Raw genomic sequence first — 26,542 nt, 5'->3', positions numbered from 1 at the left:
GCGCTACTTCCCCTTACCGATCAGCGCACCGGCACGCGCGCGAGCCCAGCGCTCGGCAGCTAGTACGTCATCAACGTCGCGAGGTTCGCGACGCCATTCGTCGGCGGTTTCCACCACCTGGGCAATAGTGTCCACAATCGAGGTGAAGCCGGTGTTCTGTGCCAGGAAAGCGGCCACCAGTTCCTCGTTCGCCGCGTTGTACACCGCCGGGATGCAGCCTCCGGCGTCTCCGGCGTGCCTCGCGAGCTCGACGGCGGGGAACGCGTCGTTGTCCAGCGGCTCGAAAGTCCAGCTCGCGGGCTTGTCCCAGCCGCACGCGGCCGCGGCGCCGGGCACGCGGTCCGGCCAGTGCAGGGCCAGCGCGATCGGCAGCCGCATGTCGGGCGGGCTGGCCTGGGCGATCGTCGAGCCGTCCACGAACGTCACCATCGAGTGGATGATCGACTGCGGGTGGACGACCACGTCGATGCGGTCGGTCTCGATGTCGAACAGGAGCTTCGCCTCGATCAGCTCCAGGCCCTTGTTGACCAAAGTGGACGAGTTGATCGTGATGAGCGGCCCCATCGACCAGGTCGGATGCGCCATCGCCTGCTCGACTGTGACGTCCGTCAACTCCTCGCGTTTTCGGCCGCGGAACGGGCCGCCCGAGGCGGTGAGGACCAGCCGGGCGACCTCCGACTCGCGGCCGGCGCGAAGGGCCTGCGCGATCGCGGAGTGCTCGGAATCGACCGGAACCAGCTGTCCGGGTTCGGCCGCCGCCAGCACGAGCGGTCCGCCCGCGATCAGCGATTCCTTGTTGGCCAGCGCGAGCGTGGCGCCGGTGGCGAGCGCGCGCAGGGTCGGCGGGAGCCCCTGTGAGCCCGGGAGCGCGTTGAGCACGACGTCGACCGGGGTGGCGTCGATCATCTCGACGATCGCGTCGGCTCCGGCGAAGATGCGCGGGAGTTTGAAGTCGCCACGGTTGTAGCCGCGCTTCTGCGCCTCGGCGTACAACGCGAGCTGCAGGTCTTCCACGGCCGTCGGCCTGCTGACGGCGACGGCGTCGACCTGGTGCGCCAGGGCCTGCGCGGCCAGCGCGGCGGGGTCGGAGCCGCCCGCGGCGATCCCGGCGACCCGGAACAGCTCCGGGTTGCGGGCCGCGACGTCGAGGGCCTGGGCGCCGACCGATCCGGTCGAACCGAGCACGAGCACACTTCGCGAGGTAGTCATCGGGTGCCATTGTCGCGCGGGCCCCGTCGGGCGCGTGCAGCCAGGTGTGGGATCATTCGCGGGCAAGCGAACCATCGGGTTTTGAGGAGTTGATCGTGGCGAGCAAGGCGGTCGAAAAGCGCGGCCGGGTAGGCGTCGACACCGTTGACCCCCGCGACGAGCCGTCGGCCGAGTGGGGCTGGCACGGTTCCTTCCCGAAGGCGACGCGGATCGCGGGCTGGCTGACCGCGATCATCCTGCTGGTGATGCTGTACGGCAACCACCACGGCTGGACCGAGAACCTGTGGCTGATCGGCCTGTCGCTGTTCATGATGTTCGGGCTGGTGCTCGACATCCGGAAGCAGCGCACGGCCTGGCGCAAGTAGTTCCTTCACGGCTCACCGGCCCCCGCTCTCCTTCGAGGACGGGGGCCAGTTGCCGTCCTGGGACCACAGCTCGTTGACGATCGTGACCGCGTCGCCCGCCTCGACCCCGTAGCGATGCCGGTACTTCGCGGCCGGCCGCTGGACCGCCGCCGCGACGTCCCCGATGGCGACGTTGTTCCACGTGTCGTTCGGGTAGAACTGCCGCATCACGGCGAGGAATCTGCCGGTCGCCCAGACCGGGTCGGTCCGCTGTTGGAAGGAACCCCAGCTCGCGCGCTGCTGGAAGAGCCCGACCGAGTCGCCGAGGCCGCCGTCGAGGTTGGCGATGCTCGACTCGACGATCACCGTGGCGATCGCGATGGCCGCCGCGCGATCGTTGAGCCCCTGTCTCTGGACGGTCTCGACGATCGCTCTGGCGCACGACGTGTTGTACGGGTTCATGTAGCCGCGCATCTTGGTGCCGAGTTGCTGGTTGAGGCTCTTGGCGGCGTCCGCGTCGTCGGTGGACGCGCCCGTCTGAACGCACGGCAAGGCGACATGATCGACCTGGTCAGGCCGGATCTCGGTCGGCGGGATCAGCGTGAGGGAGACGGCGAGGTACGCGGCGGTGAGTGAGCTCAGCATGTGCGGTGACCGTTCGGTGCAGGTGGTCGTGAGTGGCGATTCGTGTTCTAACCCGAATCGCCACTCACGACCACTTGGACCACGCGCCGCGTGAACTGCTACCCGACGACCACCCTTTTGGGTTAGGTTTCCCCTCATGAAGCTGCGCTGGGGTGTCACCGCTGTCGTTTCCGCTCTCGCCGCCGTGCTCCTGCCCGGTGTCGCCACCGCCGCGCCCGCGTCTTCGGCGCCGATCGTGCGCTGCGAATTCACGCCGACGCCCGAAAACCCCGCGGCCCGGCCGGTGCTGCGCCCGCTTCCCTTCGCGCTGACCCGCGGCACCGTGGACGTCACGTTCCGCTTCAACTACGGCCCGGTGACCGTGCGCCTGAACCGCGCCGGCGCCGCTCCGTGCGCCGTCCACAACCTGGCGAGCCTGGCCCTGCAGCGCTTCTACGACCGCAGCCAGTGCTGGCGCCTGACGAACTCGTCGCGCCTCGGCGTCCTTCAGTGCGGCGACATCTACGAAGCCGAGAAGGGCGGGCCGGGCTACAAGTTCCCGGACGAGGTCGACGGCACCGAGACCTACGAACGCGGCACCATCGCCATGGGCAACCAGGGCCCCGGCACGAACGGCAGCGAGTTCTTCATCGTGCACTCCTTCGCGAACATCCCGAAGAACTACTCGGTGATGGGCAAGGTCGTGCGGGGCATGGAGGTGCTGGACCGGATCGTGGCGAACGGCATCATCCCGACCGATCCGAACGGTCCTGCCGACGGGCTGCCCGCGAAGCCGGTGAAGATCCAGAAGGCGTCTGTGGGTTTCTGATTCATTCGCAGTCTCCCTATTGATAGCGAAAAGGCCGAGCGGGGAGGATCTGGGACGTTCAACGCCCCAAATCCTCCCCGCTCGTTTGACATGAAGCCTGATCGCCGACCAGATTCGGCAACAAAGAGCCATAAAACTCGACAGCACGCAAATCTCCAACAATGTCCACGGGAAAACCGCAGCCCCCTCACAGGAACGAGCGATTCACCCTTTAGAGTGACGCATCCTTACCGGTCAGTCCGCCGGTGACGTTCCTGGGCGGCCACGATGATGACTCACGAGCAGTACCTGTCCACCAGAAGATTCCCGGCCCTCGACGGGTTGCGTGCGATCGCCGCGCTCCTCGTGGTGGTGTTCCACTACGGAGGACCGTCGTGGGCCATGGCCAACGGGTGGATCGGTGTCCACCTGTTCTTCGTTCTCTCGGGCTTCCTGATCACCACGCTGGCACTGCGCGAAGAAGACCGAAAAGGCAGGATTTCGCTCGCCGACTTCTACATCCGTCGCGCGTTTCGCATTCTTCCGGTGTACTTCGCGGTTTTGGGCATCATCGTGGTGTTCACCTATCTGCGTGGCCAGTACACCTCGAGCGGGCTCTCCGGCGCGATGCCTTACTTCCTCACGTTCACCAACGAATTCGCCCATAACGCGCCTTTCGGTCAATCATGGACGCTGGGCGTGGAGCAGAAGTTCTATCTCGTCTGGCCGTTCCTCGCCTTCGGCATCGCGGCGCTGAGCTTCCCGAAGCGGCTCGGCCTGGCGATCGGCCTGATCGCGCTCATGATCGCGCTGATCCCGGTGATGCCGTACGCCGGTGCCTACTCCCCCATCATCATCGGTTGCGCGCTCGCCATCGGTCTCCACTACCGCAAGGGCTTCGCGGTCCTCCGCTTCTTCACCCACCCGCTGGCCTGCTTCGTCCTGCTCGCGGCGCTCGTGGTTCTCCAGATCCACGTGACCGACATCGAGGCCTTCTTCAAGGACGGCGGCACGATCGGCGGCACGACGTATGCGGTCCTGGTCGCCCTGTTCATCACCTCGCTGATCCCGCGCGGTCCGATCGCCTGGCTCTTCTCCACCCCGCCGATGCGGTTCATCGGCGAGCGGTCGTACTCGGTGTACCTCTTGCAAGGGGTGGCGGCGACCGTGGTCGCCTTGTCGATCCCTCAGTTGGGCATCCAGCGGACCTTGACCGCGATCGCCGTGACCGTCGTCGCACTCATCATCTCCGACGTCCTTTACCGGTGGGTCGAAGTGCCGATGATCGACGTGGGCCGCAAGGTGGTCGCCCGGCGCGGGCCCGTCCTGCCCGATCCCACAGTGCGGGAAGCCGAACCCGCTCTGGCCAGGAGCTGAGCGATTCGGGCGGATCGCCCTTGTGCTGGTCCGGTACTCTGATCGCCAAGGTCGAGAGGCGCTGCAACGGACCACGGGTCCGCCACGCTCGGCCCCGAGCTTGACCAGCAAGGGCGCCTCCCACGACATGGGAGGAGCGCTGGATGGAAACGACCGCCCTGCGAAAGCTGCTGGATGAGCGCATCGTCGTGCTCGACGGCGCGTGGGGGTCGATGCTCCAGAACGCCGGCCTCAAGCCTGAGGATTACCGCACCGAGCGGTTCCAGGACCATCCTCGTGACATCACCGGCGACCCCGACCTGCTGAACCTCACCCGGCCGGACGTCGTCCTCGACATCCACCGCCAGTATCTGGACGCCGGCGCGGACATCACGACGACGAACACGTTCACCGCCACCACCATCGGCCAGGCGGATTACGGGCTCGAGAACCTCGCGTACGAGATGAACCTCCGCGGCGCCCAGATCGCGCGCGAGGCGGCGGACGCGGCGGGCGGGAAGTTCGTCGCCGGGTCGGTCGGGCCGCTGAACGTCACGTTGTCGCTGTCGCCGAAGGTCGAGGACCCGGCGTTCCGCGCGGTGACCTTCGACGAGGTGTACGCCGCGTACGCGGATCAGATCAAGGCGCTCGCCGAAGGCGGCGTCGATCTGCTGCTGATCGAGACGATCTTCGACACCCTCAACTGCAAGGCCGCGATCGCCGCCGCCCGCGACGTCGCGCCGCAGCTGCCGCTGTGGATCTCGGTGACGATCGTCGACCTGAGCGGCCGGACGCTGTCGGGGCAGACGGTCGAGGCGTTCTGGAGTTCCATCGAGCACGCCGATCCGCTGCTGGTCGGCGTCAACTGTTCGCTGGGCGCCGAGGAAATGCGCCCGCACATCGCCGAACTTTCCCACCTCGCGGGCACCTACACGGCCTGCCACCCGAACGCCGGACTGCCGAACGCGTTCGGCGGATACGACCAGACGCCCGAGGAGACCGGCGGGCTGCTCGGCGACTTCGCCACGGCCGGGATGGTCAACGTCGTCGGCGGCTGCTGCGGCACGACTCCCGCGCACATCAAGGAGATCGCCGACGCCGTCCGCGGGATGGCGCCGCGGACCGTGCCGGAGCCGAAGGCGAACACCCGCTTCAGCGGGCTGGAGCCGTTCGAGATCGGCAAGGACACCGGTTTCGTCATGATCGGCGAGCGGACCAACGTCACCGGGTCCGCCAAGTTCCGCAAGCTGATCGAGGCCGACGACCACCAGGCCGCCGTCGACGTCGCGCTGGAGCAGGTGCGTGGCGGGGCGAACCTGCTGGACGTCAACATGGACGCCGACCTGCTCGACAGCGAAAAGGCGATGACCACGTTCCTGAACCTCATCGCCACCGAACCCGAGGTCGCCCGGCTGCCGATCATGATCGACAGCTCGCGCTGGACGGTGCTCGAGGCCGGGCTGAAATGCGTGCAGGGCAAGGGAGTCGTCAACTCCATCAGCCTCAAGGAGGGCGAGGAGCAGTTCCTGCAGCAGGCCCGGCGCATCCGCGACTACGGCGCGGGCGTGGTCGTGATGGCCTTCGACGAGCAGGGCCAGGCCGACACCGCCGACCGGAAGGTCGAGATCTGCGGGCGCGCCTACGACCTGCTGACCCAGAAGGCCGGTTTCGTCGCCGAGGACATCATCTTCGACCCGAACGTGCTCGCGGTCGCGACCGGGATCTCCGAGCACAACGGGTACGCCAAGGCGTTCATCGACGCGCTGCCGCGGATCAAGGAACGCTGTCCCGGCGTGCACATCAGCGGCGGTATCTCGAACCTGTCGTTCTCCTTCCGCGGCAACAACGTCGTGCGTGAAGCGATGCACTCGGCCTTCCTGCTGCACGCGGTACGCGCCGGGCTGGACATGGGCATCGTCAACGCCGGGCAGCTCGCGGTCTACGAGGACATCCCCAAGGATCTGCTGGAGCTGGTCGAGGACGTGCTCTTCGACCGTCGCGAGGACGCCACCGACAGGTTGGTCACCTTCGCGGAAACGGTCAACGGCAAGGGAACACAGCGCGTCATCGACCTGTCCTGGCGCGAAGGTACGGTCGAGGAGCGCCTCAGCCACGCGCTGGTGCACGGCATCGTCGACTACATCGAAGAGGACACCGAGGAAGCCCGCCAGAAGCTGCCGAAGCCGCTCGAGGTCATCGAAGGCCCGCTGATGGACGGCATGAAGATCGTCGGCGACCTGTTCGGGTCCGGGAAGATGTTCCTGCCGCAGGTGGTCAAGAGCGCGCGCGTGATGAAGCGGTCCGTGGCGTACCTCGAACCGTTCATGGAGGCCGAGAAGGAGAAGGCGCGCCTCGAAGGCCGCGTCGAAACCCGCCAGGGCAACGGAAAGGTCGTCCTGGCGACGGTCAAGGGCGACGTGCACGACATCGGCAAGAACATCGTCGGCGTCGTCCTCGGCTGCAACAACTACGAGGTGATCGACCTCGGCGTGATGGTCCCGGCTTCGGTCATCCTGGACACGGCCGTCTCCGAGGGCGCCGACGCCATCGGGCTCTCCGGCCTGATCACGCCGTCGCTGGACGAAATGGTCAACGTCGCGGCCGAAATGGAGCGGCGCGGGCTGAAGCTGCCCCTGCTGATCGGCGGCGCGACCACGTCACGCCAGCACACCGCGGTCCGCATCGCGCCCGCGTACGAGCACACGACCGTGCACGTCCTGGACGCCTCGCGTGTCGTGGGCGTCGTCGGTGACCTGCTCGACGCGGACCGCGCCGATATCCTCGACAAGAAGAACCGCGAGGACCAGGAAGCGCTGCGCGTGCAGCACGCGAACAAGCAGCGGACGCCGTTGCTGACGGTCGAGCAGGCGAGGGCCAACCCGGAGAAGGTCTCCTTCGACGACATCCCGACGCCCGAGTTCACCGGTGTCCGGTACGTCTCGCCGACGCTCACCGAGCTCCGCGAGATGATCGACTGGACCTTCCTGTTCCTGGCATGGGAGCTGAAGGGCAAGTACCCGGCGATCCTGAACAACCCGGTGGCGCGGGAGCTGTTCGACGACGCGAACACCCTGATGGACCAGATCATCGCCGAGGACCGGTTCCAGGCGAAGGGCGCGTACGCGTTCTGGCCGGCGCACTCCGAGGGCGACGACATCATCCTCGAGTCGGGAGTCAAGTTCCCGATGCTGCGCCAGCAGACCAAGAAACCGCTGTCGCGGCCCAACCGCTGTCTGGCGGACTACATCGCCCCGGCGGGCGCGGGCGACCACCTCGGCGGGTTCGCGGTCACCATCCTCGGTGCCGAGGATTTCGCGGCCGAGTTCGAGGCGAAGCAGGACGACTACCGCGCCATCATGGTGAAGGCGCTCGCGGACCCGCTCGCCGAGGCGTTCGCCGAGTACCTCCACCTCCGGGCGCGGCGGGACTGGTTCGAGCCGGACGCCGATCCGAAGCTGGAGGACCTGCACGCCGAACGCTTCCGCGGCATCCGCCCGGCGCTGGGTTACCCGGCGAGCCCGGACCACAGCGAGAAGCAGGAGCTGTTCGACCTGCTCGACTCGGACCGGCTCGGCATGGCGCTGACGGAGTCGTTCGCGATGATGCCGGCGGCGAGCGTCAGCGGGCTGATCTTCGCCCACCCCGATTCGCGGTACTTCACCGTCGGACGGCTCGGCAAGGACCAGGTCGAGGACTACGCCGCCCGCCGCGGCCTGGAACTGTCCACTATGGAGCAGTGGCTGCGGCCGAACCTCGCCTACGAACCCGAATGACACAATGATCGGGTGACTGCCGAGGGCTCGGACTTCCTGCAGCTGGACATCGGGGACGCACCGCCGGGGCGCCGGTCGGACTGGCTGGCGTCGCGGTTGCGGCACGCCATCTCCGACGGCCGCCTGCCGGTCGGCAGCAGGCTGCCCGCGACCAGGGCGCTGGCCGCGGACCTGCGGGTCTCCCGCGGTGTGGTCACCGAGGCGTACCAGCGCCTCGTCGAGGACGGCCATGTCGCCGGACGTGGCCGGGCGGGCACGGTGGTCGTCGCGGCGCCTGCACGGACGAAGGAGCAGCGGACGTCCGGGCCGCCGTCCGCTGGCACGATCTTCCAGCCCGCTCCCGGGATCGGCGTCTTCGACTCGCTGCGGTCGACCCCGGCGCGGATCGACCTGTCCCCCGGCGTGCCGGATCTGACGGCCTTCCCTCGAACGGCGTGGTTACGCGCCGAGCGCACCGTGCTCAACGACCTTTCGGCGGCGGCCTTCGGCTACGGCGACCCTCGGGGCGCTCCCGCGTTGCGGCTGGCCATCGCGCACTGGATCGCCCGCACCCGGGGCATCACCGCCGACGCGGACGACGTGCTGATCGTCGCCGGTGTCGCGCAGGGCCTCGGCTTGCTGGCGCAGGTGCTCTGTGACAACGGGATCTCCGAGATCGCCGTCGAGGATCCGAGTTCGCTGGGCGCGCGGCAGCATCTGCACGACCGGCGGCTGGCGACCCCGCCGATCCGGGTCGACGACGACGGCATCGACGTCGACGAGCTCGTGCGCAGCGGCGCGCCCGCCGTGCTGCTCACTCCCGCGCACCAGTTCCCGACCGGTGTCGTGCTCGGCGGGGAACGCCGTCGCGAGCTCATGCGCTGGGCCGCGAACGGCGGACTGATCATCGAGGACGACTACGACGCCGAGCACCGCTACGACCGTCCGCCGGTGCCCGCGTTGCGCTCGATGCTCGCCGAACAGGTCTGTTACGCGGGCAGCGTGTCGAAGTGGCTCGCACCCGCGCTCCGGGTGGGCTGGATGCTGGTGCCGCCGCGGTACCGCGACGAGGTGGTCGCGGCCAAACGGTTCGCCGACCTCGGCAACGCCGTCCTCCCGCAGCTGGTGCTCGCGCATCTCATGGAGTCCGGGGAGATGGAGCGGCAGCTGCGGTTCGTGCGCAAACGGCACCGCCGCCGGCGGGACGCGATGATCGACGCGCTCCGGGCGCATCTCCCGGACGCCGTGGTGCATGGCGCCGCCGCCGGGCTGCATCTGACGATCACCTTCGACGCCGAGTTCTCCGATCTCGACTTCGCCGCCGCCGCGCTGGAGCAGGGCGTGAAGGTGCAGCCGCTGTCGTGGCACTGTCAGCGCCCGATGAATCCCGGCCTCGTCCTCGGCTACGGGGCGAGCCCGGCGAGCGACATCGCCGAGGGCATCGCCGTCCTGGGGCGGCTTCGGCGCTAGGCGCGTTCAGAGGGCGAATTGCCTGGGGAAGGGCAGGAGCGAGGACGGGTCTTCGACGTGGGCGTTGTGGCCGAGTCCCCGGAGTACGGCCGAGTGCGGGCTGAGGGCGCGAAGCTGCTCCGGACGGCTCATCGGGTCGTGCTCACCGGCGGCGAGGACGACCGGGCAGCGCGCCGCGCCGAGCAGTCCGCGCATGTCGGGTGCGCCGACGCCGAACGCGCGGGGGTCCAGCGCCAGCCGCCAGCCGCCTTCGGTTTCGGCCACCCCGTCGGGATCCGCCTCGGCGATCCCGACCAGGCCGGCGATCTTGAGGAAGCCGCGTTCGGCGTCCTCGCGGGTCGGGAACACCCTCGGCGGCTTGGCCGCCATGGCGGCCGCCCTCGCGAGGTCGTCCTCGCTCCATTCGACCTTGACGCCGACCGTGAACAGCCCGGCGACCTTCACCCCGAACCAGCCGCTGGCCAGCGCCAGCCCGACCACGCCGCCCAGTGAATGCCCGATCACCAGCACCGGACCGCGTTCCGGGAGCGCGTCGGCGACCGCCGCGGCCAGCCCGCCGAACGAGTAGTGCGGCAACCGGGGCGATCCCCCGTGGCCGGGCAGATCCGGCGCGAGCCAGCGATATCCCGGATGCGCCATGAGGCCGTCCCAGACCGCTCCTGTCGCGCCGAGGCCGTGCAGCAGGAGCACGGGCGGGCCTTCGGTTCCGGCGGTGCGCATCTTCAGTGTTTCCACCGGACGGATCTTTCCTCAGTCCCCCGCCCGCGGGCTAGGGTCGACGGCGTGATCACCGATCCGGACGTGTACACGCGGGGCGTGCCGTATGAGCACCTAGCGTCGCTGCGCCGGGAGTCGCCAGTCACGCGGGTGGACGATTTCTGGGCCGTGCTGCGGCATTCCGACGTCAAGCACGTGCTGAAGAACCCGAAGCTGTTCTCGTCGCGCCTCGGCGGGACACAGATCCGGGACCCGGCGACCGAGCAGGACCTCGGCTACGTCCGGCGGATGATGCTCAACATGGATCCGCCCGAGCACGCCCGGCTGCGAGGCCTGCTCACCAAGGCGTTCACACCGCGCGCGGTCGGGAGGCTGACCGAGCGGATTCACGGCTGGGCGAGGGAGCTGATCGCCGAGGTCGCCGCGGACGGCCGCTGCGACTTCGCCGCCGTCGCCGCCGATCTCCCGCTGCTGACGCTCGCCGAGGTCTTCGGGATCCCCGAACAGGACCGGCGGCTGATGTACGACTGGAGCAACCGCGTGATCGGTTACCAGGACGCCGACTACGCGGTGAGCGCGACCGTCGAGGCCGGCGAGGTCACCGATCTCGCGCGGGCGGCGCTGGCCGTCCGGCCGGTTCCGGGGCCCGACGGGTCGATGCCCGACCCGCGCACCCGCGCGGGGATGCCGGATCTCTACGCGTACGCCACCGCGCTCGGCGAGTACAAACGCCGTCACCCCGGCGACGACGTGATGAGCAATCTGATGGGTCACGTGGGCAGCGACACGGACGGCGGCCGCGTGGCGATCGCGGAGTTCGAGAACCTGTTCTGGCTGTTTTCCGTGGCGGGCAACGAAACCCTGCGCAACGGCATCCCGGGCGGGATGCTCGCGCTGCTGTCGCATCCGGATCAGTACCGGCGGCTGCTGGCCGACCGGTCACTGCTTCCCGGCGCGGTGGAAGAGATGCTGCGCTGGTGGACGCCGGTGATGCACTTCCGCCGGACCGCGACCGAGGACGTCGTTCTGTCCGATGTGGACATCCGGGCAGGCGAGAAGGTCGTCGTCTGGTTCTCCTCCGCGAACCGCGACGAGTCCGTTTTCGAGGATCCGGACCGCTTCGACATCGGCCGCACGCCCAACGATCACGTGACCTTCGGGCACGGACCGCATTTCTGCCTCGGCGCCCAGCTCGCCAGGGTGCAGTTGCGGGCGATGTTCGAAGCGGTGCTCGACCTGCTCGGCGAGGTCGAACTCGCCGGGGAGCCGGTGCGGTTGCGGTCGAACTTCCAGAACGGCTTGAAGTCGCTGCCGATCCGCTGGTGAACGCGCGTAAAGGCCCCCTTCCCTCGGCTGAGCCGGGGGAAGGGGGCCTTCACGCGCGTTGGCGCGGTGGTCATTCGGCCGCGGCGAACTCCGGTTCGGCGACGGCGGAGCGGGCTTCGGCCTTGCGCAGGCCGACGACTCCGGACAGCGCCACCAGGACGCTGATCACGGCGATGCCGGTGACGACGGTCAGCGCGGGCGCCAACCCGTTCAGCAGCGCGGCCGGGCCGGTGGCACCACCCGAGTTGCCGGTCAGGACCGCGGTCACCACGGCGAGGCCGATCGCGCCGCCGACCTGGATCGACGTGTTCAGCAGCCCGCCGGCGAGCCCCTGCTCGTCGTCGGAGATGCCGTTGGTCGCCTGGATGTTCAGCGAGGAGAACGCCAGCATGAAGCCGATACCCAGCAGGATCATGCTCGGCAGCACCGAACCGGCGTAGCTGGAACTCTCGTCGATCCGCAGGAACAACGCGTACCCGATCACGTGGGCGACGACACCGGCGAGGATCGTGCGCGGCGTGCCGAGCCGGTCGATCAGCGGCTCGATCCTGGGTGAACCGAAGGCGACGATCAGCGCCGCAGGCAGGAATCCGAGCGCCGTCTGCAACGCGGACCAGCCCAGCACGGTCTGCAGGTACAGCATGACCACGAACTGGAAACCGATGTAGGCGCCGAAGAACGTCGCGCCCCCGAGGTTGGCTCGGGCCAGCGGACCGGAACGCAGGATGCCGAGGCGGAGCAGCGGGTGCTTGCTGCGCTTCTCGATGAACACGAACGTGACGAGCAGAGCGAGCGCGACGGCGAACGAGATCAGGGTCCGCGGGGCGGCCCAACCGATCTCCGGCGCTTCGACCACGGCGAAGACCAGCAGGAGGGAACCGGCGGCACCGGTGATCGCGCCGGGGAAGTCATAGCCGCCACCGGTTTGCGGCTGGTAGGACGGGATCAGCTTGATCGCGGCGACCAGCGCGGCGAGCGCGATCGGCACCGGCAGCAGGAACGTCCAGCGCCAGCCCACCTCGGTGAGCAGACCGGAGAAGACGAGGCCCGCGGAGTAACCGCTGGCACCGAACACGGCGAAGATGCTGATCGCCCGGTTGCGGGCGGGGCCTTCGTGGAAGGTCGTGGTGATGATGGAAAGGGCCGCCGGCGCGGTGAACGCGGCCGCGAGTCCCTTGATGAACCGGGTGGCGATCAGCAGCGCGCCGTCGTCGACGAGCCCGCCGAGCAGGGAAGCGAGCGCGAAGACCGCGACGGCGACGAGGAAGACCCGGCGCCTGCCGAGCAGGTCGGCGGTGCGGCCGCCGAGGAGCAGCAGGCCGCCGTAGCCGAGCACGTAGGCGCTGATGATCCATTGCAGGGCACCGGTGGAGAGACCGAGTTCGGCCTGGATGGACGGGAGGGCGACGGCGACCATCGACACGTCGAGCGCGTCGAGGCCCACGACGACGGACACAGTGAGCAGGACACCCCAGAGGCGCGCGTCCCACCTGGTCGAGCTGGTGGACAGCTGCACGGAAGAACTCATGATCCGTACAGTACATGCACGCGCATCTAATGCAAGTGCATTTAATGACTTTGCATAAAATTCACGTGCATGCTATCTTGGGCCGCGTGAGCGACGACGCCGAACAAGACCTGCTGCGGGAGTGGCACGACCTGTCCGCCCGGCACGCGGCGGTCTTCGGGCGCCTCGAGTGCCGGCTCCAGGAGCGCCACGGCCTCGGCGTCACCGAGTTCGAAGCCCTCGAACGGCTGGTGAACTGCGTCGTCGGCAAATGCCGCGCGGCCGATCTGACCGAGGTCGTCCACTTGAGCCAGAGCGCCACTTCACGTCTCGTCGCCCGCCTGGAACGCGAGGGACTCGTCCAGCGCTCGCTCTGCGAGTCGGACCGGCGCGGGATCTTCGTCATCGTGACCGACGAAGGCCGCCGTCGCTACGAAGAGGCGAAGCCCACGCACCGGGCGACCCTCGAAGAGACTCTCACCGTCGGGGCCTGAATCCCGGCGGTCTCACTTCTCGCCGATTTTGACGGCGGTCAGCGTGATCACCGCGTCCGCGGTCACCTTCGTCCCCGGCGCCGGATCCTGCCCGGTCTGGACCCAGTTCCGGTCCAGCGCGAGCATCCGGCCTTTCCCTGTTCCGTCGACTTCGCGCAGGTTGTACAGGCCCGCCGCCTGCATCGCGTCCTGCGCGTCCTGATGGTTCATCCCCGAAACATCGGGGACGGAGATGAGGCGAGCGGCGGAAGACGCAGGTCCGCCGGTCTCCGCCGGCGGCTGGACACTCACGGACGTCTCGGTCACCGTCGACGGCGCCCCAGGCCGCGTGGCCGGGGCGCCGCAAGCGGTCAGCACGGCGGCACCGGCGACGAGGATCAGTGCGACGGTCTTCGGCATTCGCGAACTCCACTCCGAGACGATGAGACCGAGAGAAGTCGCGCCCGGACCGCGGACCGTTAACACCCGGTCGGGTCGGCTTCGGACGAGTTCGCCCGACGCGGGCGTCGAGGTAAAGAATGTTTGACATGATGTCTAAAACTCTTTACCTTGGCCCTCGTGGCCTTGGAAGAGAAACGCGCATGGATCATGGCGGTGGTGACGGTCTTCGCCTACGCGGCGTACCTGATCGTCGTCTTCGGCCGGGCAAGCTCCGGCATGGTCGTCGATGTCCCTTACGTGGCACCGTTGCTGTGGACCGTCGGGGCGGCCATCGTGGCCTCGATCGTGCTGCACATCGCCGCCGCGATCGCCTCACCGCGTGACGCGGGCCGCAAGGACCAGCGCGACCGCGAGATCGGCCGGTTCGGCGAGCACATCGGGCAGTCGTTCGTCGTGCTCGGCGGGGTCGCGGCACTCGTCATGGCGATGGCGGAGCTGGACCACTTCTGGATCGCCAACTCCGTGTACCTCGCCTTCGTCCTGTCCTCCCTGCTCGGCTCGATCGCGAAGATCGCCGCCTACCGCTGGGGATTCCAGGCATGGTGAAACCGACCAAGGTCACGAACTCCATCCGCGCCCTGCGGTTCGCGAAGGGCGAGATGACCCAAGCGGAACTCGCGGACCGGATCGACGTCACCCGCCAGACGGTGATCGCCATCGAACAGGGCCGCTACTCGCCGTCCTTGGAGATGGCCTTCCGGATCGCCCGGGTGTTCGGCGTCGGGCTCGACGACGTTTTCCAGTACCCAGACCAGGAATGAGGCCGCCGTGAAGGCGATCGTCCAGAACGAGTACGGCACCACCGACGTCCTGACCCTGACCGACCTGCCCGAACCCGAAGCCGGACCGGACGGTGTGGTCGTGCGGATCCGGGCGGCGGCGGTCGATCCCGGCGTCTGGCACCTCATGGAGGGCACGCCGTACTTGGTGCGGCTCATGGGATTCGGGGTACGGAGACCGAAGGCCCGGGTCCGCGGGCTGGATTTCGCCGGCGTGGTGCACGCCGTCGGCGGCAACGTGACGCGGTTCCGGCCGGGCGACGAGGTTTTCGGAACCTGCGAAGGTTCTTTCGCCGAGTACGCACTGACCACAGTGGACAGAGTCACCAAAAAGCCCGAGCGGCTCAGCTTCGAAGAAGCGGCGGCGGTCCCCATCTCCGCTTTCACCGCGCTTCAGGCGCTCCGGAACCGAGGGCAGGTCGCGCCGCGGCAGAAGGTCCTGGTCATCGGCGCGGGCGGTGGCGTGGGCACCTTCGCGGTGCAGATCGCCAAGGCGTTCGGCGCCGAGGTGGACGGCGTATGCGGCACGGGCAAGGTGGAGCTCGTCCGTTCACTCGGCGCGACCCGGGTTTTCGACTACACCCGTGAGGATTTCGGCGGCGGCTACGACCTCATCCTTGACACCGCCGGCAACCGGTCGCTGACATCGTTACGCGAATCCCTTACCCCGCAAGGCACTCTCGTCATCGTCGGCGGCGAGGGCAAGGGGAAGTGGATCGGCCCGGTGGGTCGCAATCTGCGGGCACTGCTCCTCGGGCCGTTCGTGAAGCAGAAGCTCCGCGGCCTGTTCTCCACGGAGAACCAGGACGATCTCCAGACGCTGCGGGCGCTCATCGAGGCGGAGAAACTGACACCGGTCATCGACCGTGCCTTCTCGCTCGTCGAAGTGCCCGAAGCCATCAGTCACGTGCACGAAGGACACGCACGCGGCAAGGTTGTCATCACCATCTGATGTTCTCCCCCACGTCGGCCTCCGGCCATCTTGGGAGTGTTCGCTCTCGGGGAGCGATCCGCCGAAGGCCGAGGGAGAACACCGATGTCCGTCAACCGCCGGGACCTGTTGCGAGGCGCCGCCACCGCCGGGGCGCTGGGGCTGGCCTGGCCGTTGAGTTCGCGGATGACGATCGCGCAGGCCGAGGAGGCCGCGGTGGCGCTGGGCGCGACCTGGGACGAAGCACCGTTCACGCTCGGCGTCGCGTCCGGCGACCCGGTCCCGTACGGCGTCGCCCTCTGGACCAGGCTCGCGCCGAAGCCGATGGAGTTCGAGCAGCCGCTCGACGACACCGTCGAAGTCGCCTGGGAGGTCGCCACCGACCGCGGGTTCCGCCGCCGCGTGGCGCACGGGACGACGGCCGCGACCGCCGGGCTCGGGCACAGCGTGCACGTCCCGGTTTCCGGGCTGGAGCCGGGCTCGCAGTATTACTACCGGTTCCACGCGCTCGGCAAGGTCAGCCGGATCGGCCGCACCCGTACCGCGCCGGTCGGGCCGGTCCGGCGGGTGCGGTTCGCCTCGGCGAACTGCCAGGCGTTCCACGACGGGTTCTACGCGGCGCACGCCGGGATCGCCAGGGAGGAGCTCGATTTCGTCGTCCACCTCGGCGACTACGTCTACGAGCACGGTCAGGTCGGCGGGAATCCGCTGCGCGACCACGAAGGTCCCGAGGTGCTGACGCTGCAGGCGTACCGGCGGCGGCACGCGCTCTACAAGTCCGACCCGTCGCTGCGGGACGCCCACGCGGCCCATCCCTGGTTCGTCACCTGGGACGATCACGAGGTCGTCAACGACTACAGCGGTACCACCCCGTCGCTGCGGGCGCGGCGTTCGGCGGCGTACCAGGCCTGGTTCGAGCACATGCCGGTTCGCCCGGACCATCCGTCGACACCGAGGATCCACCGGCAGCGCCGCTGGGGCGATCTGCTCGATCTGTCCATTTTGGACCTCCGGCAGTACCGGTCGGCGCAGAACCTGCCCGACGGCACGATCCTCGGCACGGATCAGAAGGCGTGGCTCAAGGACCAGGTGACCGGCTCCGGCGAGGCGTGGCACTGCTGGGTGAACTCGATCATGCTGAGCCAGCTGGCGAAACCCGGTGGCGGCTACATGTTCACGGACCAGTGGGACGGCTTCCTCGCCGAGCGCAAGGAGGTGCTGACCCACGTGGCGAACAGCGGCCTCGAAGACCTCGTGGTGATCACCGGCGATTGGCATTCGGCGTTCGTCGACGACATCCGCCCGGACTTCGCGGATCCGGCCACCCCGGTGATCGGCACGGAGTTCACCGCGCATTCGGTCACCTCCGGCGCCTACTCCCCCGAATGGAACGCCACAAACGGGCCGAAGATGGGCGCGGCGAACCCGCACCTCAAGTACTTCGAGGGTGACCGGTACGGCTACGACGTCTACGAGGTCACCCCGCGCCGCTGGAGCACGCACATGCGGGTGATCGGCGACCGGCGCGACCCGCGTTCTCCGGTGAGCACCCTGACGACGTTCCACGTCGACCGCGGCAGGCCGGGATCCTATGAGGACCGGGCCACGATCACCTCCCCGGCGCAGTACCGGCGACGCTAGGCCAAAAGGGGAGCCGGGGACTCAGAAGGGGGGCCGCGACGCTCTTTCGGAGCAGCGCGGTTCACCGCACGCGATCTCGTTTCACCTGCCCGATGAATTCACGACAATTCTTCCGTGCGGCTAATCTGGGCTTTCCATTGGGAACGAGCCGCGGGAGAAAAGCATGAAGAAGAAAATCGCCGCTTTAGTCATGGCCGCCTTTTCGGCGGCCGGATTCCTGGCCGCCGCACCGGCCTCCGCGGCGACCGAAGGCAAGTTCCCGCCCTACGGCTGCGGCAGCGATCGCTATGGACTTCTCTTCGGCGAAGGCATTTCCCTGACCTGCTTCTCCTTGCCGAGACACTCGGAAACCTATCGAGTGGTCGCTCACTGCGCGTCGGGGTCGTCCTATTGGTACACCGTCGGACATTGGGTTCCGGTCGGCTTCGGACCCTCGACGGCGGAATGTCACGGCGCATTGCTTTCAAGTGCCTATGTGGCCGGATATCACGTAGACGACTTCTAATATCCGAATGGAACTATGTTGATCTTGGCGGCGCCTTTCAGCGTCCGCTCCCGGCGGATCCCCACCGGTCCACTTCCGCCGTGAGCCACCGATGCAGGGAAAAGGCCAATTCGACCGGTGCGTCGTACTGGATCAGATGCCCGGCATCGGGGATGACGTCCAGGAGGGCGCCGGGAATCGCGCCGGCGAGCTGTTCCGCGCGGTCCACCGGGATCCACGTGTCGTCCGCACCCCAGATCACCTTCACCGGCAACGTGAGTTCCGGATAGCGGTCCTGGATCTCGTCGGTGTACCGGACGTCCGCCTCGGCGATCTGCCGGTAGAACGCACGTTGCCCCCGCGCGTCCAGCCAAGGCCCGGTCAGGGTGGCCAGTTGCGCTCCGGTGAGACCACGGTGGGAGGCCGTCGCGATGTAGGACTCCAGCGCGCCCCGGTGCACGGTCGGCGGCTGCGCTTGGAAGACCTCGGCGTTCTCCGCGACGAGCCGGAAGAATTCCGAGCCCCATGGCCGCAGCGCGACGACGTCCACCAAGGCGAGCGAGGCGTACTCGGCACCGTGCAGCAGCTTCGCGCGCAGGGAAACCGCCCCGCCGTAGTCGTGGGCGATCACGTGCGGGGCCGCCAGCCCCCAATGCTCGAGCAGGTCGGCGAAAAGCTCGCCCTGCGTTCCGAGATCGACGGCGTGGCCGGGTTCCTTGGACGAACGGCCGTATCCCGGCATGTCCCAGACGTACACGGCGAACTCTTCGCTGAGCGCTCGCGCGAAAGGCGCCCACAGTTGCGCCGACCACGGTGTCCCGTGGCACAGCACCACCGGGGCGCCTTCGCCGAGGCGTTCCCACGCCACCGAACGGCCACGCCAGTCGAACGTCCGCGACAACTCCAGCTCACCGAAACCCATGATCGCGATCGTAGCCGCAGCCGGACGGTCAGTCGGGCAGCTGCAGTTCGGTATGCCGTTTGGACAGCATCTCCGCCAGCTCCCGGAGTTTGACGTTCATGTTCTGCGACGTGTGCCGCAGCACCTCGAACGCCTCCGCGGCGTCGATTCCGCGCCGCGCCATCAGGATGCCCTTGGCCTGCCCGATCGCGTCCCGGCTGTCCAGCGCCTGCTGGAGCTGTTCCTCCTGGAGCTGACCGCGGGTGACCGCGTGCGTGGTCGCCAAGGCCAGTGACGCGTGCGTCGCCAGGAGCAGCAGCACGTCGCGGTCGGCCCTGGCGATGCCGTGGGGACGCCGCGAGTAGACGTTCAGCGCACCGGAAAGCTGCGAACTCGACGCTTCCGGCAGCAAGGCCGTCGAGACCAGCGAATGGAAGCCGAGCGCCGCGGCTGCCGGGCCGAAGCGCGGCCAGCGGGCGTCCTCCGCGAGGTTGTCGCTGAAGGCCGCGGCCGGTCCCGAAACCCGCGCCGCCTCGACGCAGGCACCCTCGCCGTACTGGTACTGCAGCTGGTCCAGCTCGCCGGCGATCTCGTCGGTCCGCACCGGTGTGTGGAACCCGCCGTCGGGATCGAGGAGGGTGACGCTGACCAGATCAGCGCCCGGCACCAGATCGCGCGTCGCGAAGACCACCCGTTCGAGGACCGCCCCGATCGAACCGGAATCCAGCAACGCCCTGGTCAGGGCTACGAACTGGTTGACCAGTGGCCCGGCTATGAGCCGAACGCCGTTTTCGGAGGTCACCGGCAGTTCGCCGTCGCCGACATCCTCGACGAATCGGTTCTTGTCCTGCTGCCAGTCGAATTCATCGGCCAAAGCCCGCCTCTCCCACTTCTGCACATCGGCGTGATGCACCACGGGAGTCACCGGCGGGAACCGGCGCCGAGCGCGCACCATCAACCGCCGCAACCAACCCGGTTACCGGCGGATCGGCGCTAACTTCTCAACGCTCAGAACCGCTTTCGGAAAACGACCTTAGCCGAATGCGATCACCCGGCCTCCCGCGCCCCATGTTCCGCCCGTCCCGGATCGTCTCGGTCTGTCGCGATGGCCCCGAATCGTTCGTCCACCTGGCCTAACCGTCACCGCGCCGCAACGGTACAGCCGATCATGTGCCCGACTCATGTTTCATCCCGGGTCGTGGTTGGTATCCAGGCCGGTGTCGCCGAGAACAGGGGGTGATCACCGTGTCCGCCCTCAAGGCCGAGGAGCAACGACGGATCGTCGCCGCGTGTTTCGCACGAACCGGGCTCACCGTGGAGCAACTGTGGCTGAGGTATTTCGCCCTGGGCGGCGACGTCAGCGAGGTCGAACTGGACGCGTTCCTGCAGGGCGTGCTCCCCCTGCCCAGAATCCAGCGGGACATGGTGACCCACGCGGTTAACGAGCGGCTCGACGAACTCTCCGGCGTACCGCGGGCGCCCTACAGCCGCGAGACCGGTGAGAGCACCCGCCCGCGCGGTACTCTGGCCGCCCTGCTGGGGCTCCTCGACGGTGCCCACCATGCCGCCCCGGAGCGGTTGCCCGAGGTCATCGCCGCCGCGGGGCGTGCGCTGAACGTCGAGATCGCCGTCTACCTCGCCGACTACGACCAGCGTCATCTCCTTCCGATGCGAGGGTCGGTCTCAAGCCGGGCACCGTTGCCCATCGAGACGAGCAGCGCCGGTCACGCTTACCGGCACGTCGACACCCTGCTGGCCGAGGAGCCGGGAGGAACGCGGTTGTGGGCCGTGCTGCTCGACGGCGACGAGCGGATGGGCGTGCTCGAGGTCGAAGCCGGTGCGGACACCGACCTCCACGACCCCGCCCTGCGAACCCAGTGCCGGTGGCTCGCGTCGCTGGCAGGCCATCTCATCGCCGCCGCGATGCGTTATGGCGACGCCCTCGACATGACAAGGCGTGGACGACGACGCGACCCCACCGCGGAGTTGCTCTGGCACAACCTGCCCCCGTTGACGGCGGCGACACGCGACGTGACGGTGGCGGGCGGTGTCGAGCCCGCCTACGACCTTCGCGGTGTCACCTTCGACTACGCCCTTTCCGAAACGACGGCATGGCTGGCCATCTTCGACGCGGGCCGGGAGAGCCCGTCCGCGGGTCTCATGGTCTCGACGGCGCTCGCGGCCTACCGGTCCGCCCGCCGCGAGGGCCAGGACCTGCGCGGCCAGGAGACCGCTGTCGACAAAGCGCTCTCGACGCAGTTCGGTGACGGCGCCGCCGTTCGCGGCACGCTGGCCGAACTGGACCTCGCCCACGGCGACCTGCGCCATCTCGAAGCGGGCGGGCCGCCGCCGATCGTGCTCGGCACCGAGCACGAAGCGGACCGTACGTCCACAGTGGACTGTGTGCCGCGGCCGCCGTTCGGCGCCGGGCCGCCCGGCCGGATCATGACCGCCCACCTCCGGTCCGGAGATCTCTTCGTCCTGCACACCGAAGGCCTCTCGGACGCGCGTGACGCCGACGGCGAGCGGTTCGAGCTCGCCGAATACCTGAACGCCCATGCCGGACGACTACCACCCGAGACCACCCGGCGCGTGCTCCATGCGGCGAAGTCCCACTGCCGCGGCGCTTTCACCGGAGACGCAGGTCTGCTGGTCGCACGCCGGCCATGAAGCGGTTCAGCCGCTGAAATCCACGTCTTCGCTCTTGACCGTCCCTCCTTTCCGGCCCGGCGCGGCCTGATACCGCCAGTACAGATTCGTGTGCGCGATGACCTGCTCCGGTGCGGGCGCTCCCCGCTCCGTTTTGTCCACGGTGGTGTGCGCGTCGCCGACCAGCGTCGCGTCGTATCCGCGGACCATGGCGCCGTGCAGCGTCGAACGGATGCAGGCGTCGGTCTCCGCACCGACGACCACGAGCCGCCCGACCCCGCGCTCGGCAAGGACCTGCTCCAGATCGGTGTCCTCGAACGAGTCCCCATAGGACTTTTCGACGAGCGGCTCGGCGTCCTCCCGGTTCAGTTCGCCGACGATGCGCCATTCTTCGCTGCCACGCACGAGCCCCTCGTCGGAATGCTGCACCCACACGACCGGAACGCCTTCCCGCCGTGCCCTGCCGACGAGCCCGCCGATGTTCGCCACCACCGCGTCGCGCTCGTGGCCCTCGTCTACGACGGCGTTCTGGACGTCGACGACGAGAAGCGCGGTGTTCGGCCGGTTGTCGAGAGTGGTCATGACGTGATGTCCCTCCTGGTCAGGCTGCTGCCGCAGACCTTAACCCGGAGCACCGACAAGAACCGGCGATCAAGCGCCGGGGACGGCCAGCGCCTTCGCGTTGCGCCGGACGTCGGGCTCGGGCGAACGGGTCTTGTGACCGGCCTCAAGGTGGTGTGGTCGGCGCCGGTGGTCGTGAGTGGCGTTTCGGGTTCTAACCCGAAACGCCACTCACGACCCCCTGCCGCCAGGACCCTCTCAACTGTCCGCTGTGGTCGTCACCCGAACGTCGAAAGCCCGTCCAGCAACCTGTCGACGTCCTCGGCGCTGGTGTACGGCGCCAGCCCGACCCGGAGCGCCGGATCTTCCAGCTTCAAGGCCGCGAAGACTTCGTAGGCGTAGAAGGAGCCTGCCGGAGCGACGACGTTCCTCTCGGCGAGATGCCGTTGCGCCTCACGCTCGCGGCCGCCGAGGCTCATCAGGACGGTCGGGGTCCGGTCGGCAGCCTTGCCATGGACGGTGACGGCGTCGCCCAGTCCCTTCTCCAGCCTGGCGCGCAACGTGCTTTCGTGCTCGTGCAACGAATTCATCGAGTTCGCGAGGCGCTCCCGCCGTGTTCCGCCCGCTCCGGGGTCGAGCGCGACGAGGAAGTCCACCGCAGCCGTCGCGCCCGCGAGCAGCTCGTAGGGCAGGGTGCCGAATTCGAACCGTTCCGGCACGGCGTCGGGTGACGGCATGAGCTTGTCCGGCTCGACGGTTTCGAGGAGGGCGGGCGACGCGCCGAGCACCCCGCAGTGCGGGCCGAGGAACTTGTACGGCGAGCAGACGAAGAAATCCGCCCCCAGCGCCGGAACGTCCACGAGTTCATGAGCGGCATAGTGCACGCCGTCCACGAACACCAGCGCCCCGGCGTCGTGGGCGAGATCGGCGATCCGGCGGATCGGCGGTTTGGTACCGAGGACGTTCGAGGCCGCCGTGACCGCGACCAGCCTCGTCCTCTCGGTGAGCACGAGGGAATCGAGATCGAGATCGGTGGTTCCGGGATCGATGTCGAGCCAGCGGACGGTCATCCCGGACCGTTCGGCGGCCTGCACCCAGGGCCGGACATTGGCGTCGTGATCGAGACGGCTGACGACGATCTCGTCCCCCTCACGCCAGTCCTTGGCCAGGTGCCGGGAAAAGTCGTACGTCAGCTGCGTGGCGCTGCGGCCGTGGACGACGCCTTCGGCAGGCACGTTCAGGAAGTCGGCGTAGGCGGCGCGGAAGTCCGAGACGGCCCGCTCCGCGTTGAGTTCGGACGGGCTGACCGTGCCCCGGTTCGACAGTGGACCGGTCAGTGTCCCGACGATGGCGTCGGCGACAGGCTGGGGTGTCTGGGTACCCGCGGGTCCGTCGAAGAAGGCGGTTCCGTCGGCGAGGGAGGGGAAGTGAAGCCGGAGAGCGGCGACGTCGATGGCCATGCCCCCGACTCTGACATCCGATGCGGGACCGGGTAAACGCTTCGTGGCCGGAACTTTCGCCTGCCACGAAGCGTCCCGTGCTCAGTACAGGTTCAGCCGGTACGCCCCGGACTGCGCGGTGCCCGCGAACAGGTACCGGCCGTCCGCGCTGATCGCCATGGACAGCACCCTGGTGTCGGGCAGCGCGCCGGGCACGGGCGACCAGGTGCGGCCGAAGTCCGTGCTGCGCAGCACGCCTCCCCCGGTCGAGTCGCTCGCGAACCACACCCGGAAGTCGAACGGATGCGGCAGGATCCGGCTGATCCCGAGGGGACTCTCACCGTCGCGGACGCGGCGGAACGTCCGGCCGTCGTCCTCGCTGAGCAGGATGCCCGCGCCACCGGCGAGGACGCGTCCGCCACCCCATCGGCTGACCGAGATCGAACTGACCGGTTCGCCGGAGACATGGGTCCAGGTCTTGCCGCCGTCGTCCGACCGGGACAGGCCCTGAGAGTCGCCGCCCCAGACCCGGTCCGGGTTCCACGGGTCACCGGCGAACGCGATGAAACCGCTGTCGGTCGCGAGCTTTTCCCAGGTCTTCCCCGCGTCGTCACTGCGGTAGAGCACGTAGCCGCTGGGCGCGAAGGCCGAGACGAAGATCCTGTCCGGGGCGGCCGGATGGGCGAAGATCGCCCGCGGAAGACCTTGTTTCGCCTTCGCCGCGAACTGCCAGGTCCGCCCGCCGTCGCCGCTGCGGAGCACGTCGAGCGCGAAACCGTTCCGGGTGACCTGCCAGACGACGTCCGGGCGGCCGGGTGAAACGGACAGGCGCGCGTCCTCGTGCAGCCGGTCGGTGGGATGCGACTGCCAGACCCGGTCCGCCGCGGAGACCTTGCCGCGCGGGAGCGGGGTGTTGTAGATCTCCTGCACACCGGCCGCGACGACGTGCTCCCGCAGGAGGTTCCCGGTGGTCACGAGGTCGCGAATGGATTCGCCGGGTACGCCGATCTGCCGGTAGCCGCTCTTGCCGGCGTCCGCGTACACACCGCGGTAGAGCGAGGAGATCAGCGTGGTGGCGGATTTGCCCGCCGCGGCGGGGAGATCGATCATGTCGCTGACGCCCTCGCCCGGTGCGGGCACCGGTTTGCGGGTCCAGGTGCGGCCGCCGTCCGCGCTGACGTCTATGTCGTTATACGTCGAGACGTACAAACGCCCGCCGACGAAACGCGGTTCGCGCAGAGGCTGCCCGCCGGGATCGCGGCGCAGCACCGTCCAGGTCTTGCCGCCGTCGGTGGAGCCGTGCAGTTCGGGGCCGACCGTGACCACGAGCAGCTTGCCGTCCGAAGCGACCTGCCCGACCTCGCCGTCGGCCCGGTACACGAGTTCGGCCCGCGGCTCCTTGCCGCTGACCCCGCGGACCGCCCAGAGCGCGTACTCCGGGTAGACCGTCGCGAAGTAGGCGTCGTCACCGACCAGCGTGAGTTTGAGCGCGCCGACCGGCGCGGCGATCCCCTCGCGCGGCCAGGTCCTCGGCACGTCGTTCCAGTGCACGCCGCCATCGATGCTGACACTCAGCGAATCGAGGTTCTGCACCACGACGACCCGGCCCGCCGGATCCGTGGCCATGCCGAACGCGCCGTCGGGGTACCACTCGCGCAGGGTTTCCCAGCTCTGGCCGCGGTCGGCGGTGCTCAGCAGGAGGCCGCGCCACTCGCCTTGGAACCCGGCGGTCTTGTTTCCCACCGCGAGCATCCGGTCCGGGTTCACCGGATCGGCGAAGAACCCCTGGATGACGGTTTCCGCGGGCAGGCCCCGGCGCGCGGCCCACGAAGCGCCGCGATCGCCGGAGAGCCACAACGCGGGCGGGCTCGGCTGCATCATCGCGAGCCCGGCGGGGGAAGCGGCCAGCAACCCGCCGATGCTGTTCGGGCCGACCGGCTCCCAGCCGCCGCGCGGCAGTCCGGTCGCGTTGACGTCCGCGGGCGGTCGCTGGGGTTCGGCGGTGGCCACCGACGTCGCCCCGGTGGTCCCGAGAACCGTCAGCAGCCCGAGAACGAACATGCGTTTGGTGATCGATCTCAGTTTCATGCGGGAGATCTTGGCGCAAGATCCGCAAAAGAGATAGAGGATTCATCGGATCTTTGCCTGGCGATAACCCCTTGCCATGGCGCCGATTCCCTGTCAAGGGCTTGACATCGGCGGAACTCATCCGACCACTACCGGACAACGATCGCGATCAATGCGGCGGTGAGGAGGGCGAGGTACGCGATCGCGTGCGCGCGGTCCGGGATCCGGCCGACCACCCGGCGCGTCACGGCGATGGTCGGCAACGAGCCGCACAGCAGCGCGCCCGCGGCCACCAGGTCGATGTAGCCGAGGTGGGCGGTGCCCGAAGCCGTGCCCGTCGCCGCGAAGGCGTAGACCGCCGTGCCGATCACCGCCACCGGGAGGCTCAGGGGATTCGCCAGCGCGGCCGCGTCGGCCATCGGCAGGCCCTTGCGCCGCATGAGCGGGACGGTCAGCACGCTGCCCCCGACGCCGAGGAAGCTCGCCACGGCACCGATCCCGGTCCCGCCGGCGGTGGCTGTGAGCCCGCCGAGCGCACGCGGCCGGATGTCGTCCCGCCTGCTCACGAACCCCTTCCTTGCCAAGCTATCGGCGATGGTCAGCGCGAGGTAGGCGACGAAGAGCCAGCGCAGGACGCTCTCGTCGGCCACGGTGGCGGCGAAAGACCCGAGCACGGCGCCCAGGCCGATGAACGCGACGAGCGGCCACAGATAGTCGCGGCGAAGCCGCCCTGTCCGCAGTTGGGCGAGGGTCGCGCTGCCGGCGTTGACCACCATCACCGCGGTCGAGGTGGCCACCGCCACGTGCATCGCACCCAGGGCGTGATCCGGCTCGGCGAGCGCGAAGGCGTAGACGACGGGCACGGTGACGAATCCGCCGCCGAATCCGAAAAGGACGGTGGTGACGCCGCTCAGGCAGCCGAACCCGAGGAGCACCAGGATCTCGATCAGCACTCCTTCGACCGTAGGCGTCACCGGCGCGGCGGGCATTCGAAAGGACGCCAGTTTCTTTCGCGGATCAGACACCCGGCGTAGGCTGGGTG

At 68.7% G+C, this 26,542-nt stretch carries 24 protein-coding genes; 13 read left to right on the top strand and 11 right to left on the bottom strand.

All coding sequences use genetic code 11. From position 1 onward, the window contains the following. Positions 1 to 3: 3 nt before the first annotated feature. The gene (gene dxr, locus DL990_RS16815; protein ID WP_125799215.1) at positions 4 to 1,209 is read right to left on the bottom strand and encodes a 1-deoxy-D-xylulose-5-phosphate reductoisomerase; all 1,206 of its coding nucleotides are present in this window, start codon (positions 1,207 to 1,209) and stop codon (positions 4 to 6) included. Between the two features lie 95 nt (positions 1,210 to 1,304). Here dxr and DL990_RS16810 point away from each other — a divergent pair, with 95 nt between their 5' ends. Next, complete coding sequence (locus DL990_RS16810; protein ID WP_125786459.1) at positions 1,305 to 1,574, top strand: DUF2631 domain-containing protein; 270 nt, start codon at positions 1,305 to 1,307, stop codon at positions 1,572 to 1,574. Between the two features lie 12 nt (positions 1,575 to 1,586). Here the strand turns inward: DL990_RS16810 and DL990_RS16805 are convergent, their stop codons facing one another. Then, complete coding sequence (locus DL990_RS16805; RefSeq protein ID WP_125799214.1) at positions 1,587 to 2,198, bottom strand: hypothetical protein; 612 nt, start codon at positions 2,196 to 2,198, stop codon at positions 1,587 to 1,589. 136 nt (positions 2,199 to 2,334) lie between these two features. Between DL990_RS16805 and DL990_RS16800 the strand changes: the two genes are divergently transcribed. From DL990_RS16800 to DL990_RS16785, 4 genes are all read left to right on the top strand, one after another. Further along, positions 2,335 to 3,006: a peptidylprolyl isomerase gene (locus tag DL990_RS16800; protein WP_125792768.1), complete on the top strand. Its 672-nt coding sequence runs from the start codon at positions 2,335 to 2,337 to the stop codon at positions 3,004 to 3,006. A 267-nt stretch (positions 3,007 to 3,273) separates the two neighbouring features. Further along, positions 3,274 to 4,362: an acyltransferase gene (locus tag DL990_RS16795; protein ID WP_125799213.1), complete on the top strand. Its 1,089-nt coding sequence runs from the start codon at positions 3,274 to 3,276 to the stop codon at positions 4,360 to 4,362. Positions 4,363 to 4,505: 143 nt separating this feature from the next. Then, positions 4,506 to 8,114 (top strand): methionine synthase, encoded by a 3,609-nt coding sequence (gene metH / locus DL990_RS16790; protein ID WP_125799212.1) that lies wholly within the window; start codon positions 4,506 to 4,508, stop codon positions 8,112 to 8,114. A 12-nt stretch (positions 8,115 to 8,126) separates the two neighbouring features. Further along, on the top strand, positions 8,127 to 9,563 hold the full coding sequence (locus tag DL990_RS16785; protein ID WP_125786466.1) for a PLP-dependent aminotransferase family protein: 1,437 nt from the start codon (positions 8,127 to 8,129) through the stop codon (positions 9,561 to 9,563). 6 nt (positions 9,564 to 9,569) lie between these two features. On the opposite strand, the gene DL990_RS16780 is transcribed toward DL990_RS16785, so the two are convergent. Further along, complete coding sequence (locus DL990_RS16780) at positions 9,570 to 10,298, bottom strand: alpha/beta fold hydrolase (protein ID WP_125786467.1); 729 nt, start codon at positions 10,296 to 10,298, stop codon at positions 9,570 to 9,572. A 48-nt stretch (positions 10,299 to 10,346) separates the two neighbouring features. On the opposite strand from DL990_RS16780, the gene DL990_RS16775 reads away from it, so the two are divergent. After that, positions 10,347 to 11,606, top strand: coding sequence for a cytochrome P450 (locus DL990_RS16775; RefSeq protein ID WP_125799211.1), 1,260 nt, complete (start codon positions 10,347 to 10,349; stop codon positions 11,604 to 11,606). A gap of 70 nt (positions 11,607 to 11,676) precedes the next feature. Here DL990_RS16775 and DL990_RS16770 read toward each other — a convergent pair whose 3' ends face one another. Next, entirely contained in the window at positions 11,677 to 13,134 is a 1,458-nt protein-coding gene (locus DL990_RS16770; RefSeq protein WP_125799210.1) for an MFS transporter, read from the bottom strand. Positions 13,135 to 13,220: 86 nt separating this feature from the next. On the opposite strand from DL990_RS16770, the gene DL990_RS16765 reads away from it, so the two are divergent. Continuing rightward, complete coding sequence (locus tag DL990_RS16765; RefSeq protein WP_125786470.1) at positions 13,221 to 13,607, top strand: MarR family winged helix-turn-helix transcriptional regulator; 387 nt, start codon at positions 13,221 to 13,223, stop codon at positions 13,605 to 13,607. 12 nt (positions 13,608 to 13,619) lie between these two features. Here DL990_RS16765 and DL990_RS16760 read toward each other — a convergent pair whose 3' ends face one another. Beyond that, complete coding sequence (locus tag DL990_RS16760) at positions 13,620 to 14,006, bottom strand: PASTA domain-containing protein (protein WP_125799209.1); 387 nt, start codon at positions 14,004 to 14,006, stop codon at positions 13,620 to 13,622. Positions 14,007 to 14,165: 159 nt separating this feature from the next. Here DL990_RS16760 and DL990_RS16755 point away from each other — a divergent pair, with 159 nt between their 5' ends. The 5 genes from DL990_RS16755 (at position 14,166) to DL990_RS16735 (ending at position 17,904) form a co-directional block, all read left to right on the top strand. Further along, positions 14,166 to 14,594, top strand: a complete 429-nt coding sequence (locus DL990_RS16755; protein WP_125799208.1) for a hypothetical protein — start codon at positions 14,166 to 14,168, stop codon at positions 14,592 to 14,594. Further along, positions 14,588 to 14,809, top strand: coding sequence for a helix-turn-helix transcriptional regulator (locus DL990_RS16750; protein ID WP_125673158.1), 222 nt, complete (start codon positions 14,588 to 14,590; stop codon positions 14,807 to 14,809). Before DL990_RS16755 ends, DL990_RS16750 begins: the two co-directional genes overlap by 7 nt. A 7-nt stretch (positions 14,810 to 14,816) precedes the next feature. Then, complete coding sequence (locus tag DL990_RS16745) at positions 14,817 to 15,779, top strand: NAD(P)-dependent alcohol dehydrogenase (protein WP_125799207.1); 963 nt, start codon at positions 14,817 to 14,819, stop codon at positions 15,777 to 15,779. An 84-nt stretch (positions 15,780 to 15,863) separates the two neighbouring features. Continuing rightward, positions 15,864 to 17,399 (top strand): alkaline phosphatase, encoded by a 1,536-nt coding sequence (locus DL990_RS16740; RefSeq protein ID WP_125799206.1) that lies wholly within the window; start codon positions 15,864 to 15,866, stop codon positions 17,397 to 17,399. Positions 17,400 to 17,562: 163 nt separating this feature from the next. Beyond that, the gene (locus tag DL990_RS16735) at positions 17,563 to 17,904 is read left to right on the top strand and encodes a hypothetical protein (RefSeq protein ID WP_125786475.1); all 342 of its coding nucleotides are present in this window, start codon (positions 17,563 to 17,565) and stop codon (positions 17,902 to 17,904) included. 37 nt (positions 17,905 to 17,941) lie between these two features. Here DL990_RS16735 and DL990_RS16730 read toward each other — a convergent pair whose 3' ends face one another. Next, positions 17,942 to 18,805 (bottom strand): alpha/beta fold hydrolase, encoded by an 864-nt coding sequence (locus tag DL990_RS16730; protein ID WP_125799205.1) that lies wholly within the window; start codon positions 18,803 to 18,805, stop codon positions 17,942 to 17,944. Between the two features lie 28 nt (positions 18,806 to 18,833). Then, positions 18,834 to 19,658, bottom strand: a complete 825-nt coding sequence (locus tag DL990_RS16725; RefSeq protein WP_370307327.1) for a GAF and ANTAR domain-containing protein — start codon at positions 19,656 to 19,658, stop codon at positions 18,834 to 18,836. A gap of 371 nt (positions 19,659 to 20,029) precedes the next feature. Here DL990_RS16725 and DL990_RS16720 point away from each other — a divergent pair, with 371 nt between their 5' ends. Next, the gene (locus tag DL990_RS16720) at positions 20,030 to 21,454 is read left to right on the top strand and encodes a PP2C family protein-serine/threonine phosphatase (RefSeq protein WP_233620489.1); all 1,425 of its coding nucleotides are present in this window, start codon (positions 20,030 to 20,032) and stop codon (positions 21,452 to 21,454) included. Between the two features lie 6 nt (positions 21,455 to 21,460). Here DL990_RS16720 and DL990_RS16715 read toward each other — a convergent pair whose 3' ends face one another. From DL990_RS16715 to DL990_RS16700, 4 genes are all read right to left on the bottom strand, one after another. Continuing rightward, positions 21,461 to 22,015 (bottom strand): isochorismatase family protein, encoded by a 555-nt coding sequence (locus tag DL990_RS16715; protein WP_125786479.1) that lies wholly within the window; start codon positions 22,013 to 22,015, stop codon positions 21,461 to 21,463. Between the two features lie 257 nt (positions 22,016 to 22,272). Next, entirely contained in the window at positions 22,273 to 23,454 is a 1,182-nt protein-coding gene (locus DL990_RS16710) for a cysteine desulfurase-like protein (RefSeq protein ID WP_125799203.1), read from the bottom strand. Positions 23,455 to 23,535: 81 nt separating this feature from the next. Then, on the bottom strand, positions 23,536 to 25,521 hold the full coding sequence (locus DL990_RS16705; RefSeq protein ID WP_125799202.1) for a peptidase S8/S53 subtilisin kexin sedolisin: 1,986 nt from the start codon (positions 25,519 to 25,521) through the stop codon (positions 23,536 to 23,538). A gap of 128 nt (positions 25,522 to 25,649) precedes the next feature. Next, positions 25,650 to 26,453: a sulfite exporter TauE/SafE family protein gene (locus DL990_RS16700; RefSeq protein ID WP_125799277.1), complete on the bottom strand. Its 804-nt coding sequence runs from the start codon at positions 26,451 to 26,453 to the stop codon at positions 25,650 to 25,652. Positions 26,454 to 26,542: the final 89 nt, after the last annotated feature.

The sequence above is a fragment of the Amycolatopsis sp. WAC 01416 genome (assembly GCF_003947485.1).
GTDB lineage: Bacteria > Actinomycetota > Actinomycetes > Mycobacteriales > Pseudonocardiaceae > Amycolatopsis.
Note: the sequence above shows the minus strand (reverse complement) of the source record. Positions and strands in the feature narration are given on the sequence as shown.

Coding starts and splice junctions, on each gene's coding strand:
- DL990_RS16715 (WP_125786479.1), bottom strand. CDS start 22,015: ATGACCACTCTCGACAACCGGCCGAACACCGCGCTTCTCGTCGTCGAC.
- DL990_RS16760 (WP_125799209.1), bottom strand. CDS start 14,006: ATGCCGAAGACCGTCGCACTGATCCTCGTCGCCGGTGCCGCCGTGCTG.
- DL990_RS16770 (WP_125799210.1), bottom strand. CDS start 13,134: ATGAGTTCTTCCGTGCAGCTGTCCACCAGCTCGACCAGGTGGGACGCG.
- metH (WP_125799212.1), top strand. CDS start 4,506: ATGGAAACGACCGCCCTGCGAAAGCTGCTGGATGAGCGCATCGTCGTG.
- DL990_RS16740 (WP_125799206.1), top strand. CDS start 15,864: ATGTCCGTCAACCGCCGGGACCTGTTGCGAGGCGCCGCCACCGCCGGG.
- DL990_RS16705 (WP_125799202.1), bottom strand. CDS start 25,521: ATGAAACTGAGATCGATCACCAAACGCATGTTCGTTCTCGGGCTGCTG.
- DL990_RS16730 (WP_125799205.1), bottom strand. CDS start 18,805: ATGGGTTTCGGTGAGCTGGAGTTGTCGCGGACGTTCGACTGGCGTGGC.
- DL990_RS16805 (WP_125799214.1), bottom strand. CDS start 2,198: ATGCTGAGCTCACTCACCGCCGCGTACCTCGCCGTCTCCCTCACGCTG.
- DL990_RS16800 (WP_125792768.1), top strand. CDS start 2,335: ATGAAGCTGCGCTGGGGTGTCACCGCTGTCGTTTCCGCTCTCGCCGCC.
- DL990_RS16750 (WP_125673158.1), top strand. CDS start 14,588: ATGGTGAAACCGACCAAGGTCACGAACTCCATCCGCGCCCTGCGGTTC.
- DL990_RS16795 (WP_125799213.1), top strand. CDS start 3,274: ATGATGACTCACGAGCAGTACCTGTCCACCAGAAGATTCCCGGCCCTC.
- dxr (WP_125799215.1), bottom strand. CDS start 1,209: ATGACTACCTCGCGAAGTGTGCTCGTGCTCGGTTCGACCGGATCGGTC.
- DL990_RS16735 (WP_125786475.1), top strand. CDS start 17,563: ATGAAGAAGAAAATCGCCGCTTTAGTCATGGCCGCCTTTTCGGCGGCC.
- DL990_RS16710 (WP_125799203.1), bottom strand. CDS start 23,454: ATGGCCATCGACGTCGCCGCTCTCCGGCTTCACTTCCCCTCCCTCGCC.